The organism is Geobacillus zalihae NBRC 101842, assembly GCF_001544135.1.
Classification (GTDB): Bacteria; Bacillota; Bacilli; order Bacillales; family Anoxybacillaceae; genus Geobacillus; species Geobacillus zalihae.
Window position 1 is genome coordinate 1 of record NZ_BCPV01000013.1, and the last position, 13,333, is coordinate 13,333.

13 protein-coding genes and 1 pseudogene are annotated in these 13,333 nt (G+C 54.6%); 2 read left to right on the forward strand and 12 right to left on the reverse strand.

The genetic code is table 11. The features are described 5' to 3' along the window. Nucleotides 1-65 precede the first annotated feature (65 nt). Entirely contained in the window at nt 66-773 is a 708-nt protein-coding gene (locus GZ1_RS06015; protein ID WP_011230838.1) for a cytochrome c biogenesis protein CcdA, read from the reverse strand. Nucleotides 774-941: 168 nt separating this feature from the next. Here GZ1_RS06015 and GZ1_RS06020 point away from each other — a divergent pair, with 168 nt between their 5' ends. Continuing rightward, nucleotides 942-1,121, forward strand: a complete 180-nt coding sequence (locus tag GZ1_RS06020) for an aspartyl-phosphate phosphatase Spo0E family protein (RefSeq protein ID WP_011230836.1) — start codon at nt 942-944, stop codon at nt 1,119-1,121. Nucleotides 1,122-1,178: 57 nt separating this feature from the next. On the opposite strand, the pseudogene GZ1_RS06025 reads toward GZ1_RS06020, so the two are convergent. The 8 genes and pseudogenes from GZ1_RS06025 to yneA form a co-directional block, all read right to left on the reverse strand. Beyond that, nucleotides 1,179-2,958: pseudogene (locus tag GZ1_RS06025) on the reverse strand (ABC transporter ATP-binding protein). 90 nt (nt 2,959-3,048) lie between these two features. Further along, nucleotides 3,049-4,788 (reverse strand): ABC transporter transmembrane domain-containing protein, encoded by a 1,740-nt coding sequence (locus tag GZ1_RS06030; RefSeq protein ID WP_060788109.1) that lies wholly within the window; start codon nt 4,786-4,788, stop codon nt 3,049-3,051. A 124-nt stretch (nt 4,789-4,912) separates the two neighbouring features. After that, nucleotides 4,913-5,125: a YneF family protein gene (locus tag GZ1_RS06035; RefSeq protein ID WP_011230833.1), complete on the reverse strand. Its 213-nt coding sequence runs from the start codon at nt 5,123-5,125 to the stop codon at nt 4,913-4,915. Nucleotides 5,126-5,214: 89 nt separating this feature from the next. Beyond that, nucleotides 5,215-5,652, reverse strand: coding sequence for a sporulation inhibitor of replication protein SirA (gene sirA, locus GZ1_RS06040; protein WP_015374473.1), 438 nt, complete (start codon nt 5,650-5,652; stop codon nt 5,215-5,217). Nucleotides 5,653-5,898: 246 nt separating this feature from the next. Further along, entirely contained in the window at nt 5,899-7,905 is a 2,007-nt protein-coding gene (gene tkt / locus GZ1_RS06045; RefSeq protein ID WP_060788110.1) for a transketolase, read from the reverse strand. 118 nt (nt 7,906-8,023) lie between these two features. Next, the gene (locus GZ1_RS06050) at nt 8,024-8,254 is read right to left on the reverse strand and encodes a DUF896 domain-containing protein (protein WP_013145682.1); all 231 of its coding nucleotides are present in this window, start codon (nt 8,252-8,254) and stop codon (nt 8,024-8,026) included. Between the two features lie 129 nt (nt 8,255-8,383). After that, complete coding sequence (locus GZ1_RS06055; RefSeq protein WP_015374471.1) at nt 8,384-9,037, reverse strand: YneB family resolvase-like protein; 654 nt, start codon at nt 9,035-9,037, stop codon at nt 8,384-8,386. Nucleotides 9,038-9,056: 19 nt separating this feature from the next. Then, nucleotides 9,057-9,362, reverse strand: coding sequence for a cell division suppressor protein YneA (gene yneA, locus GZ1_RS06060; protein WP_015374470.1), 306 nt, complete (start codon nt 9,360-9,362; stop codon nt 9,057-9,059). Nucleotides 9,363-9,513: 151 nt separating this feature from the next. Between yneA and lexA the strand changes: the two genes are divergently transcribed. Further along, nucleotides 9,514-10,137, forward strand: a complete 624-nt coding sequence (lexA, locus tag GZ1_RS06065; RefSeq protein ID WP_011230827.1) for a transcriptional repressor LexA — start codon at nt 9,514-9,516, stop codon at nt 10,135-10,137. A 63-nt stretch (nt 10,138-10,200) separates the two neighbouring features. Here lexA and glnA read toward each other — a convergent pair whose 3' ends face one another. The 3 genes from glnA to GZ1_RS06080 all read right to left on the reverse strand — a co-directional run bounded on the left by glnA (nt 10,201) and on the right by GZ1_RS06080 (nt 13,324). Beyond that, nucleotides 10,201-11,535, reverse strand: coding sequence for a type I glutamate--ammonia ligase (glnA, locus tag GZ1_RS06070; RefSeq protein WP_060788111.1), 1,335 nt, complete (start codon nt 11,533-11,535; stop codon nt 10,201-10,203). 39 nt (nt 11,536-11,574) lie between these two features. Next, nucleotides 11,575-11,976: a MerR family transcriptional regulator gene (locus GZ1_RS06075; protein ID WP_020756060.1), complete on the reverse strand. Its 402-nt coding sequence runs from the start codon at nt 11,974-11,976 to the stop codon at nt 11,575-11,577. A gap of 76 nt (nt 11,977-12,052) precedes the next feature. Next, nucleotides 12,053-13,324 (reverse strand): methionine gamma-lyase family protein, encoded by a 1,272-nt coding sequence (locus GZ1_RS06080; protein WP_060788112.1) that lies wholly within the window; start codon nt 13,322-13,324, stop codon nt 12,053-12,055. Nucleotides 13,325-13,333: the final 9 nt, after the last annotated feature.

A 13,333-nucleotide genomic window follows, 5' to 3' on the forward strand; every position in this document is an offset into this window, starting at 1 on the left:
TCCATCGCCCTCTCCTCAACGATATTCCTCCAACAACAGCCGCACAAAGGGCGGCTCCATCGCCGCTAAAAACCAGTAAATCCGCCAAACAAGCTTGTCGTATAAGCAATCAGCTTTGTCATCCAGTCAAAGTACAAAACGACGCCCATCGCCACCATGACATAGCCGCCCGCCTTCATGATGGATGCGCTATGGCGGCGGATCCATTGCAGCTTGCCGATAAAAAACGACAACATGAAAAACGGAACGGCAAATCCGAGCGTATAAGCAAGCATATACATCATTCCTGAGCCCGGGTTGGTGGCGGCTAGAGCGACAACCGCCACCAAAATCGGCCCCATGCACGGCGTCCAACCGGCGGCAAACGCCATGCCGATCAGCACGGAGCCGACATATCCCGATGGCCGTTCACGAAACGAAATGCGCCGGTCTTTCAGCAAAAACGCCGGCTTCCACAGCCCGGCGACGACGAGGCCGAGAGCGACGATCACGACCGCGCCGATTTGCCGGATCGCATCTTGATAATCAACAAACAGCCTTCCAAGAAGCGAGGTGCCAAAGCCAAGCGAGATAAAAATGAGCGAGAAGCCGAGCAAAAAGCAAAGCGTATGCCATAAGCTGCGGCGGTTCAGCATCGCGTTTTCCTCTTTCAACTCGCTGACCGACACGCCGGTGATATACGATAAAAACGCCGGATAAAGCGGCAAGCAGCACGGGGAAATAAACGACAAAAACCCGGCGCCGAACGCTAAAAATAGATTGAGATCATTCATTGGTGAACCAGCCCCTGCTTTTTTACTTTTTATTTTAGCAGAATTCCTTCTTCCCGTAACATGTTTCTCATTGTTCCTGGTCAATTTTTCTATTTTCCATTTTTGCGTTCACTGATAAAATAGTATAAAGCACCATACACAATACTTCAAGCAAAGGACGGTCGATTCGTGCCGAAATGCAAATTGTTGACCTTGATTGAACAAAAGCGGATGGAGCTTGTCGACACGGTGGCCAAAACGGGGTTAAACTCGGCGGCGGCCATGAAAATCAGCAAAGAACTTGACACGTTGCTCAATGCCTATCAACGCGAACAAACCAAGCGGCGAAAGCAAAGCGCCTCCCGCTAGGCGGGACATGGCGCTTTCTTCTTTTTGTTCCAAGCAGGGGCGGCAAAACGCCGCCATTTACGCATGGACGTCGACGAGGCCGTTTTGCAGCAAGTACATTTGGTAGTAAAGCCCTTTTTGCGCCAGCAGTTGCTGATGCGTACCGCGCTCGATGATTTCGCCGCGGTGGAGGACGAAAATTTGATCGGCGTCTTGAATCGTTGATAGACGGTGGGCGATGACGATCGTCGTCCGCCCTTTCCGCATGCGCATGAGCGCATCTTGAATCGCTTCCTCTGTTTCGGTGTCAATATGGGCGGTCGCCTCATCGAGCACCAAAATTTTCGGATCAGCAGCGATCGTGCGAGCAAAGGAAAGAAGCTGGCGCTGACCGCTTGATAACGTCGCCCCGCGCTCGGCGAGCACATGGTCGTAACGATCGGGCAATTGCTCAATAAACGCATCGGCCTGCACGAGCCGAGCGGCCTCCTGAATGGCTTCGTCGTCCAGTTCCTGATTATACATGCGAATGTTCTCTTTGACCGTCCCGTAAAACAAAAACGGATCTTGCAAGACAAGGCCGAGGCGGCGGCGCAGCTCGGCGCGCGAGTAATCGCGGATCGACCGGCCGTCAAGCAAAATATCGCCGCGGTCAAACTCATAAAAGCGCATGAGCAAGTTGATGATCGAACTTTTGCCGCTGCCGGTATGGCCGACAAACGCGACCGTCTGACCTGGACGGATGACAAACGACAGCCGTTTCAGCACATCCCGTTTGCCATCGTAGGAAAAGCTGACATCCCGAAATTCGATTTCCCCGCGCTCGATCGCATGCGGCGACCAGTTTGGATTGGCCGGCGCCTCTTCTTGATGATCAAGAAGGGCAAACACGCGAGAGGCGGAAACGATCGCCTGCTGGTAAAGAGACAGGCGCATCATCATTTGCGTCACCGGTTCGAAAAAGCGCTCCAAATAGTTGACAAACGCATACAGCACGCCGATCTCAACTGGGCCATCAAGCGCCGTGATGCCAAAAAAGCTGAGAACCACTATGATTGACAACATATACACCACATCGATCGCCGGTCGAAGCAGCAGTCCATCGAGGTGGATGTTTTTCATCCCCGCCTTGCAATGCGCTTCATTGACGGCGGCAAACTCTTGATATAAACGGCGCTGCTGGCGGAACGCTTGAATGACGGCCATTCCTTGCAGCGATTCGTTCAATTTGGCGTTCAGTTCGCTCAGCCGTTCGCGCATCTCTTGATAAAACACCGAGCTGTAGCGTCGGTATGTGTGCATGATGAACGCGATCGCCGGGAGGATGAACAGGCAAAACAACGCAAGCTTAGCATCAAGCGAAAACATGGCGACAAACACGCCGATGACAAACAAGCCGTTTTGCACAAAGGCCGCTAGGACGCTGATGAACATGTCCTTGATCGCTTCTGTATCGTTCGTCACCCGCGAAACGATGCTTCCGCCCGGCGTCCGGTCAAAATAGCTCATCCCGAGCCGGTGCACTTTCGCAAACACATCCATCCGCAGCGCTTGAATGACGTGCAAAGCGAGCCGCTGAAACTCGACAAGCTGGAAGTAGGAAATGATCGTTTTCAAGACGAGCACGCCGAGATAGGCGGCGGCCAGCGCCGCCACCGGTCCAAAAGCAAGGCGGCCCGGCACCAAATAGTCGTCAATGAACACTTTCACCAAATACGGGCCGGAAAGCTCCCCGGCCGTTGCCAACAGAAGAAGCGTAAACGCAAGCGCAGTTTCTTTTTTTGTATCTTCCCATATAAGCGAGCAGCCGCCATAAAACGCGCCGCTGCTCTTTTGTTGTCAACCATCGGTCGTTCATCCACTTCCCCCTATCTCCACAAACAACTTGTGTTTTCATGTTTTTCGATCCGCTCGTTTTTGGCGGGAGCTCGAACGTTCAGGTCTGTTGTTACTCCGCAAGCGCCTCAAGCTGCTGGCGTCGATGCATGTCACGATACCAGCCGTCTTCTGCCATCAGCTGCTCGTGCGTTCCGGCCTGCACAATTCGCCCCCCGTCAAGGACGAGAATCCAATCGGCATGCTCAACCGCGCTTAAACGATGAGCGGCGATGATCGTCGTTTTTCCGCGCCGCTCCTGTTTGAGCGCCGCTAAAATCCGCGCCTCGGTCTTCGCATCCACGGCCGACAACGCATCATCAAAAATGAGCACTTCCGGGTCAATGAGAAGCGCCCGGGCGATGGACAGCCGCTGTTTTTGCCCACCGGATAGGGAAACGCCGCGCTCGCCGATGACCGTCTCATACCCGTCAGGAAACTGCAAAATGTCATCATGAATGTCGGCCAGCCGCGCCGCCCGGACGACCTCGTCCTCTCCGGCTTCCGGCTTGGCAAAGGCAATGTTGTCGCGGACAGAGGCAGAAAACAAGAAATGGTCTTGCGGCACGTAGCCGATCGCCGAACGGAGCGCGAAAAGCGTATAATCGCGGATGTCGCGGCCGCCGAAGCGAATCTCGCCGTCATAGCCGTCAAACTCGCGCAGCAGCAGGCGAAGCAGCGTCGTTTTGCCCGCCCCGGTTTTGCCGACGACGCCAAGCGTCGCCCCGCGCTCCAGCGAAAAACGAATGTCCGCGAGCGCCGGCTTTGTCTCTCCCGGATAGACGAACCGGCGAACACGGTATTCAATGTCCCCTTTCGGCGGGACATCTACGGCATCGGGGTGCTCGATGATTTCATCTTGTTCAGCCAACAGCGCCCGCACCCGGTCGTACGAAGCGCGCCCTCGCTCAACAATGTTAAACAGCCAGCCGAACGCCAACATCGGCCAAATGAGCAGGCCAAGGTAGGTCGTAAACGACACAAGCTCGCCGATCGTCAATTCGCCCGCCAAAACCATTTGGCTGCCAAACGCCACAGCGAGAAAAAACGACAGCCCAACAAGCAGCCCGATCGTCGGATCAAACAAGGCGTCAATTTTGGCGACGGCAACGTTTTTCGCCACGACGTCTTCCGATTGACGGCGAAACGCCTCGACATCGTGTTCCTCATAGCCGAACGCCTTGATGACGCGGATGCCGCTGACGCTTTCCTGCACCTTGTCGTTCAGCGACGAAAACGCCGCTTGCGCCGTTAAAAACCGACGATGGAGCATCGTCCCATAGCGGCTCGTCGCCGCCGCCATCAGGGGCATCGGCAATAGGCTGATGAGCGTCAGCTTCCAGCTGATCGAAAACGCCATCGTCGCCAACACGAACCCGCCAAGCGTCACTGAGTCAACAAGCGTCAAAATGCCGCTTCCGGCCGTCTGCTGAATCGCCTGCAAATCGTTGGTCGCATGGGCCATTAAATCGCCGATCCGCTTCCGCTGGTAAAACGACGGCGACATGTTCGTAAAATGCTGATACAGCTCGTTGCGCAGCTGGCGGGCAAGCTTGACCGCCGAACCGAAAATGAAAATGCGCCAAGCGTAGCGGAGCCCGTAAAGCGCCGCCGCAACGGCGGCGAGGACGGCGATCCAGCGGATGAGCACTTCTTTTGTCATCGTGCCGTTTTTCATATGATCGACCAACAGGCCGAGCACTTTCGGCGGGACGGTCTCCAAAAACGCCACGATGACAAGCACGAAAATGCCGGTGATATACGCCTTCTTTTCTTGACGGAAAAACCAAAACAAATCGCGAAACACGCGCATAAGGCCCGCCCTCCTTTCATTTGGCTGACGAACAATCGCCATATTATTGTAACAAAACTAGAAAAATTTTGAAAGAACATTTTGGCAAAATAAAAAGACACTCTCGATCGAGTGTCCGTTTCGCTTATTTCAGTTGATTGTTCATCATTTTCATCATCTGATTGATTTTCTTCTGGGATGGCGTCATTCCCATTTGCATCATCATCATGCGAATCATTTGTTCATTGATCGGCGGGTTTTTCTTCAAATAATTGATCATCGTTTTGCGGGCGACGAAAAATCCGATCGCCACCCCGGCGATGAGCGCCAGCACGCCAACGAGAATCGTACCCCACATAACAGCGATTTTCCTCCTTCTTGTTGTCTCCCTAACAGTGTACTAAACGATGCGTCATTAGACAATATTTCGCGGCAAAAATCTTTTCATTACGCAAATTTTCTTCCTTGTCGAGGCGCAGACAGCCAGTAGTAATCGACAAAATCGGCGTCGACCGCCAAAAACGTCGGCGAAATCCGAGCGAGCGCCCGTCCGATGTCCGCGGCAAGCGGCGCGCTGTCAGCGACAAGAAGCAAGCGGCGCTTTTGCACGACAAGCAACGCTTCCTCGCCGGAATCGTTTTGCAAAACAAACATATTGCGCTCCAAATTTTTGCCGACGCGGCCGGCAAAATATTGCTTTAAGCCAAGTTCCAGGCGCGAAAATGACAGCCGTTCGGTGATAAATTCGACTTGCTTGCGGCAAATCGCCTTCAGCGGCGCTTTCGCGTATTGATGCTCACGAAGCAGTTCGACAATTTTTTCTGCCCGATGGCGGTAATGCGACGCCACATCGTCATTCAACAAATAAATCCAATAGCGGACCATGCCCCATCCCCCATTTCTGTTCAATCTATTTTCTATTATAGAAAATGAAAGGGGAAAAATATGTCTATTAACGGCAAGTTTTTTCACTAACATTGTCGATTTTTGTTTGCGATGGCCATGCGGCCGCAAACAGGCCAACAAACAAGCCTTTGTCCTCGATTCAACCCCGAAAATACTTGACCAAAGCGCAGCCATCTTTCACAAAAACAAGCTGCCCCTGCAACAACGCAAGGGCAGCTTTTCCGGTTACTTGCCGAGCAGCGCTTTTGTGCGGCGGACGACGTTGTCAACCGTAAAGCCATACTCGGCCATGATTTTCTCTCCCGGAGCGGAAGCACCGAATCGGTCGATGGCCAAAATGTCGCCCTCGGCGCCGACGTAGCGCTCCCAACCGAGCGACGCGCCCATTTCAATGGCGAGCCGCTTCGTCACGGCCGGCGGAAGCACTTCATCGCGGTACGATTTTGGCTGCGCTTCGAAGCGGTCCCACGATGGCATGCTGATGACGGAGACATGGATGCCCTCAGCGGCAAGCGCTTCTTGCGCTTTGACGGCCAGACCGACTTCCGAGCCAGTCGCCAACAACAGCGCCTCCGGAGCACCGTTTTTCGCCGGTGAAACGACGTACGCACCTTTTTTCACGCCTTCATACGCCAACTCAGCTGTTGCCGCCAACGTCGGCACATCTTGACGCGTCAAGACGAGCGCAGTCGGCTTGTCCGTCGATTCGAGCGCCAGCCGCCATGCGGCCGCCGTTTCGTTTGCGTCAGCCGGACGGATGACCGACAAGTTCGGCATCGCCCGAAGCGAAGCGAGATGTTCGATCGGCTCGTGCGTCGGCCCGTCTTCGCCGACGGCGATGCTGTCGTGCGTCAAGACGTAGATGACCGGCAAGCCCATCAGCGCCGCCAAGCGGATCGCCGGACGCAAATAGTCAGAGAACACGAAGAACGTGCCGCCGAACACTTTCAATCCGCCGTGAAGCGCCATGCCATTGAGCGCCGCCCCCATGGCAAACTCGCGCACGCCAAACCAAATGTTGCGCCCTTCGTAGCTGTCCGGCAAGAAGTTGCCGCCGCCTTTGATGAGCGTTTTATTCGAGCTTGCCAAGTCCGCCGAACCGCCAAACAATTGCGGCACCGCTTTGGCGATGGCGTTGATCACGTCCCCGGACGATGAGCGGGTCGCCAGGCTTTTGCCTGCTTCGTATACCGGCAAAGAAGCTTCCCATCCATCTGGCAGTTTGCCTTCGATCGCTCGCTTCAATTGGGCGGCCAGCTCCGGATGCGCCCGTTCGTACGCGGCGAACTGTTCGTTCCATTCCGCTTCTTTTTTCGCACCGGCCTCTTGCACCGTCGCACGGAAGTGGGCGTACACTTCTTCTGGCACGTAAAAATCTTCCGCAAATGTCCAACGATACGCCTCTTTCGTCAGCTTCGCCTCTTGGGCGCCGAGCGGAGCGCCGTGGACGCCGGACGTGCCCGCTTTATTTGGCGCGCCGTAGCCAATCGTCGTTTTGACTTCAATGAGCGTCGGCCGGCTGAGGTCCGCCCGCGCCTCCTCGAGCGCTTTGGCGATTTCTTCAATATTGTTGCCGTCCTCAACGCGCAAATATTGCCAACCGTACGCTTGGAAACGTTGGGCGACGTTTTCCGAGAACGACAGGTTGAGCTCCCCGTCCAGCGAAATGTCGTTCGAGTCATACAGGACGATCAGACGGCCGAGCTTCAAGTGGCCGGCGAGTGACGCCGCTTCGCTCGCCACTCCTTCCATCAAATCGCCATCGCCGCAAATGGCGTACGTATAATGATTGATAATCTCAAACCCGTCGCGGTTGTATGTAGCGGCCAAATGCCGCTCCGCCATCGCCATGCCGACCGCCATCGCGATCCCTTGGCCAAGCGGTCCCGTCGTCGCTTCCACGCCCGGCGTATGGCCGTATTCCGGATGGCCCGGCGTTTTGCTTCCCCATTGACGGAATTGTTTCAAATCATCCATCGATACGTCGTAGCCGCTTAAATGAAGCAAGCTGTACAATAACATCGACCCGTGCCCGGCTGACAAGACAAACCGGTCGCGGTTGAACCAGTTTGGATTCGCCGGGTTATGATTCATAAATTTCGTCCAAAGCGTGTACGCCATCGGCGCCGCGCCCATCGGCATGCCCGGGTGCCCGGATTTCGCTTTTTCGATCGCGTCAATCGACAGCGTTCGAATCGTCGTAATCGCCAACTCCTCGATTGAATGCGCCATCGTCTTCCTCCCTTTCATCAACATGGTGTCATTTACTATCATATAGAAAATCAGATTCCTTGTACAACGTTTATTTCCTCCTTCGGGACAAACGAGACGCCGTCTGTTTTTTCGCGGCTTAATGGAAGCGCCGCCGCTGGCTTTCCTTTAATTTTTTCGGCGTCACGTCGTTGCCGTTCGGGTCAATGACGGTCACTGTATGGAGCATATCGGTCATCGCCTTGCGGAACGCTTGAATGTACTCACGGCGCAGCTTCGCTTGCTCGAAGGCCTCTTCGGCCGACAAGCCGGCCGTTTTCGCTTTTTTCGCCAGTTCATTGATGCGGGCTAATTTATGTTTGGCAAGCATTGATCATCTTCTCCTATCTGCCATATTCTCACTCTGTTTTATCTTATCTGATCAACCGGGAAGATGGCAACGATGGCATCTTGGCTTCCTTTGCCCGCTCGCCGCTTTAGGGTCAGGCGCAGTACACGATCAACGCCGCCTTTGTTGCTCGTCCATATATTCCTGGTAACGCCGATGGACGGTCGCCTTGGACGCCTCGTAACCGAAGCTTCGCATCGTCGCGGCGATATCGGCAAACGTCAGTCCGCGCTCGCGCAAGCGGACGATCTCCTCAACCGGCAGATCAATTCGATCGCGCCCGGCGTTTTCGCCCCGGCGCCTTAGGTTCCGCTCCGGTCGGTAGCCGCTGGCGATGGCTCGCTGCATGCCACGCTTAATTTTGGCGTTATGTATTTTTCTTTGGTACTCCTCGACAATCGCGATGATGGATAACACCATCTCATCGGCCTCCGACAGCGGCATCTCCCCGCGGTGGCTGGCGCTGTATATTTTCACCCCTTGCTTTTTCAAGCAATGCAGCACCGCCATGCGCGCATGGCCGCGCCCAAGCCGCGTTTCATCTTGAATGAGCAGCACATCGACCTCGCCTTCCTCGCAAAGCGAAAGCAGCTCCAACACGCCGTCGCGGTCGGCTTCATAACCGCTCGCCTGCTCGGCGATCACTTTAACGACTTCAAATCCACACTCGGCCGCCAGTCGCTCGAGCTCATCTCGTTGCCTCGCGAGCGACGTTTCCTGTTCAGCTTTGTCCGTGCTGACTCGGCAGTAAATGACCGCCCTCATGGCCAATCCCTTCTTTCCATCACTGATTGACGGCCACCGAGCCGCCCTGCTTTGATTTTAACACAGGAATGACAATTTGTTCACCGGCGGCAAGACGCGGGCTCGGCAAATGGTTGACATCGACGACCCAGCGGATGAACTCATCAGGCGGCATATGGTGTTCCTGTTCGTACTGTTTTGCCAGCCCCCAAAGCGTATCGCCGGGAGCGACCGTGATCGTCACGTATTCTTTTTTATCGACCGGGCTGCTGGCGTAAACGAACCCTGCCAACACGAGCGCAAACAAAAATGAAAACAAAACATAGTGCAGCAACGTTTTCCCCATTCTCCCCACCCTTTCTAGAATGTTTGTTCGCTTTCCTTCATTATAGTCAAGAACATTTGTTTGTGTCAATAAAAAACTCGAACTTATGTTTGTTTTTTCGTCTTCCGCATGGTATAATGAAGGCAAATGATGTGGCGAGAGGTGTGAAACCATGACGAAACTGTCAAAACGACAACAGCAAATTTTAGAGTTTATTAAACAGGAAGTAAAAACAAAAGGCTATCCTCCGTCGGTGCGGGAAATTGGGGAAGCGGTTGGACTGGCGTCAAGTTCGACGGTCCACGGGCATCTCGCGCGCCTAGAAAGCAAAGGGTACATCCGCCGCGACCCGACAAAGCCGCGCGCCATTGAAATTTTGGACAACGATATGGCCAAGGAGAGAGAAAAAGAGGAGATCATCTCGGTGCCGATCATCGGCAAGGTGACGGCCGGTCAACCGATTACAGCGGTGGAAAACATCGAAGGCTACTTTCCGCTGCCGAAGCGGCTCGCCGCTGGCGAGGAGCAGCTGTTTATGCTTGAAGTGATGGGCGACAGCATGATCGAAGCCGGCATTCTCGACGGCGACTACGTCATCGTCCGCCAGCAGTCATCGGCCAACAACGGCGACATCGTCGTCGCCATGACGGAAGACAACGAGGCGACGGTGAAGCGGTTTTTCAAGGAAAAAGACCACATCCGCCTGCAGCCGGAAAACGCCCATCTTGAGCCGATCATCGTCCGCGACTGCACGATTCTCGGCAAAGTGATCGGCGTCTATCGCCTGTTCGACTGACTCGTGCCGGCCTGCGCCCATAAAAAAGCTGCCCTGAAAAAAACGGGGCAGCTTTTTTATGAATCAGTAGAGTTCCATATATTGGTCCAATTCCCATTGATGAACCGTTGTCCGATACATATCCCACTCGATTTCTTTCGCTTCGACGAAATGCTCGAATAAATGTTTGCCGAGCGCGTGAATCATCACTTCATCGGACTTCAAGTTTTCCAACGCTTCATGCAGCGTTGCCGGCAAATCGACAATGCCTTCTTCGAGCCGTTCTTCTTTCGTCATGACGTAAATGTTTCGATCCACTGGCGCCGGAGGAGTGAGCTTGTTGCGAATGCCGTCAAGCCCAGCGGCTAAAAGCACCGCCATGGCCAAGTATGGGTTGGCCGACGGGTCAACGCTGCGCACCTCAATGCGCGTGCTCATGCCGCGCGAAGCTGGAATGCGGATGAGCGGGCTGCGGTTGCGCGCCGACCAAGCGACGTAGCACGGCGCTTCATAGCCTGGAACAAGCCGCTTGTACGAGTTGACGGTCGGGTTCGTCACCGCCGTAAAGTTCGGCGCATGCTTCAGCACACCGGCGATAAACTGCCGTGCCGTATCGCTCAACTGCAAGTCGCCGTTCGGATCGAAAAAGGCGTTTTCACCGTTGCGGAACAGCGACAGGTTGCAATGCATTCCTGAACCGTTAATCCCAAAAATCGGCTTCGGCATAAAGGTCGCATGCAATCCATGTTTGCGGGCGATCGTTTTGACGACGAGCTTAAACGTTTGAATGTCGTCGCACGCTTTAATCGCATGGGCGTATTTAAAATCGATCTCATGCTGGCCCGGGGCGACTTCATGATGGGACGCTTCGATTTCAAACCCCATTTCCTCAAGCTCGAGCACAATGTCGCGCCGGCAGTTTTCCCCAAGATCGGTCGGCGCCAAATCGAAATAGCCGCCGCGATCGTTCAGCTCCATCGTCGGGTGTCCTTTTTCGTCAAGCTTGAAAAGGAAGAATTCAGGCTCAGCTCCTAAGTTAAAGGCGTTGAAGCCAAGCGCCTCCATCTCTTTCAGCATCCGCTTCAAGTTATAGCGCGGACAGCCTTCAAACGGCGTGCCGTCCGGGTTGTAAATGTCGCAGATAAAGCGGGCGACTTTTCCTTTTTCCGCCGTCCACGGGAAAATGACGAACGTATCCAAGTCCGGATACAAATACATATCCGACTCTTCAATGCGGACAAATCCTTCGATCGACGACCCGTCAAACATAATTTTGTTGTTAAGCGCTTTCTCCAGCTGGCTGATCGGAATTTCGACGTTTTTGATCGTGCCCAAAATATCGGTGAATTGCAGGCGGATGTACTTGACATTTTCCTCTTTGACGATGTGTAGAATGTCGTCACGCGTATATTTTGCCATGTCCAAACTCCTCCCCGGCTCGGAAATCATGTTCCGTCATTAATGAAAGAAGCGAGCGAGATCTCCTTGGCGAAGCGATGCGCGCTGGAACCGCCCGGCCTGCAGCAATTCATTCCGCAAAATTTCGCGCAGTTCTTCGTCCGACAGCTTCGGTTTTCCTACTTTTTCGACTTTCTCCGCCTGCTGGTGGCGTCCTTCCTCCCGCGCGGCAAAAATTTGCTTAATGCCCGCCAAGTTGACGCCTTGGTCGATCAAATCTTTAATTTCCAGCAAGCGGTCAATGTCATTGAGCGAAAACAGCCGCCGGTTGCCTTCCGTGCGCGCCGGCGTGACGAGGCCGTGCTCTTCGTAATAGCGGATTTGGCGGGCCGATAGATCCGTCAGCTGCATCACGATCCCAATCGGAAACAATGGCATGGAACGACGAATATGGCTGCTCATGCCAATTCCTCCTCGCTTTTGATACCTTCATTTTACCATAATGTCAAGAAACGAGTCAATGAAGCGTTACATTTTCTCACAAACAAATCAACTGCTGTTCAAGCAAACGGTGGACGGCTGAACAAATGGCGATTTTGACGTGTGAATACGTCAGCCCGCCTTGCACGTAGGCGACATATGGCGGCCGCAGCGGCCCGTCTGCCGTTAGCTCGATGCTCGCGCCCTGCACGAACGTGCCGGCCGCCATGATGACTTTGTCCTCATAGCCGGGCATCTCGCTTGGGTGCGGGGTAAAATGGGCGTTGACGGGAGAAGCGGCTTGGATGGCTTGACAAAAAGCAACCATTTGTTCTGGATCGTCAAAGCGGACCGATTGCACAAGGTCCGTGCGCTTCTCCTTCCACGACGGCGATGTCGAAAGCCCGATGCGCTCGAGCATCGCCGCCGTAAACACCGCTCCTTTGAGCGCCTGGCCGACAATGTGAGGGGCGAGGAAAAACCCTTGGTACATCTCCGGCAACGCATACAGTGACGGACCGACTTCCGCTCCGATGCCCGGCGAGGTCATCCGGTAAGCGCATGCTTCGACGTATTTTTGCCTCCCAACGATATAGCCGCCTGTTTTCGCCAAGCCCCCGCCCGGGTTTTTAATGAGGGAGCCGGCCATCAAATCGGCGCCGACATGACACGGCTCTTTCTCCTCCACAAACTCGCCGTAGCAGTTGTCGACAAACACGACGACGTCGGGCTTAATCGCTTTGACAAAAGCGATCATCTCCGCGATTTCGTCGACCGTAAACGACGGGCGTGTCGCATAGCCGCGCGAACGTTGAATGCCGATCATTTTCGTCCGCTCGTTCATCGCCCCGCGCACCGCCGGAAAATCAACGGCCCCGTCCGCCGTAAGCGGCACGCTTCGGTAGCGGATGCCAAACTCTTTCAGCGAGCCGACGCCGCGGCCGCGGACGCCGACGATTTCCTCAAGCGTATCGTACGGAGCGCCGGTGATGTAAAGCAGTTCATCGCCCGGGCGCAACACGCCAAACAGCGCGATGGCAATCGCGTGCGTGCCGGAAATGATTTGTGGGCGCACAAGCCCTGCTTCCGCCCCGAATACATCGGCGTAAATGCGGTCAAGCGTATCGCGGCCGATATCGTCATAGCCATACCCGGTCGATGGGATGAAATGCCCGTCGCTCACTTGATGGCGGCGGAAACTGTCGAGCACGCGATATTGGTTCGCATCGACCATCCGGTCGATGCGCCGGTGGATCGGCGCAATTTGCTGTTCAACTTCCTCAACAAGTGCAGCGATCGTTTCTCCATGTTTCCATTGTGTCCAAAACATCGATGAACC

Excerpts from the sequence above, each read along its gene's own strand:
- GZ1_RS06015 (WP_011230838.1), bottom strand. The coding sequence starts at position 773 with ATGAATGATCTCAATCTATTTTTAGCGTTCGGCGCCGGGTTTTTGTCG.
- GZ1_RS06030 (WP_060788109.1), bottom strand. The coding sequence starts at position 4,788 with ATGCGCGTGTTTCGCGATTTGTTTTGGTTTTTCCGTCAAGAAAAGAAG.
- GZ1_RS06035 (WP_011230833.1), bottom strand. The coding sequence starts at position 5,125 with ATGTGGGGTACGATTCTCGTTGGCGTGCTGGCGCTCATCGCCGGGGTG.
- sirA (WP_015374473.1), bottom strand. The coding sequence starts at position 5,652 with ATGGTCCGCTATTGGATTTATTTGTTGAATGACGATGTGGCGTCGCAT.
- tkt (WP_060788110.1), bottom strand. The coding sequence starts at position 7,905 with ATGGCGCATTCAATCGAGGAGTTGGCGATTACGACGATTCGAACGCTG.
- GZ1_RS06050 (WP_013145682.1), bottom strand. The coding sequence starts at position 8,254 with ATGCTTGCCAAACATAAATTAGCCCGCATCAATGAACTGGCGAAAAAA.
- GZ1_RS06055 (WP_015374471.1), bottom strand. The coding sequence starts at position 9,037 with ATGAGGGCGGTCATTTACTGCCGAGTCAGCACGGACAAAGCTGAACAG.
- yneA (WP_015374470.1), bottom strand. The coding sequence starts at position 9,362 with ATGGGGAAAACGTTGCTGCACTATGTTTTGTTTTCATTTTTGTTTGCG.
- lexA (WP_011230827.1), top strand. The coding sequence starts at position 9,514 with ATGACGAAACTGTCAAAACGACAACAGCAAATTTTAGAGTTTATTAAA.
- glnA (WP_060788111.1), bottom strand. The coding sequence starts at position 11,535 with ATGGCAAAATATACGCGTGACGACATTCTACACATCGTCAAAGAGGAA.
- GZ1_RS06075 (WP_020756060.1), bottom strand. The coding sequence starts at position 11,976 with ATGAGCAGCCATATTCGTCGTTCCATGCCATTGTTTCCGATTGGGATC.
- GZ1_RS06080 (WP_060788112.1), bottom strand. The coding sequence starts at position 13,324 with ATGTTTTGGACACAATGGAAACATGGAGAAACGATCGCTGCACTTGTT.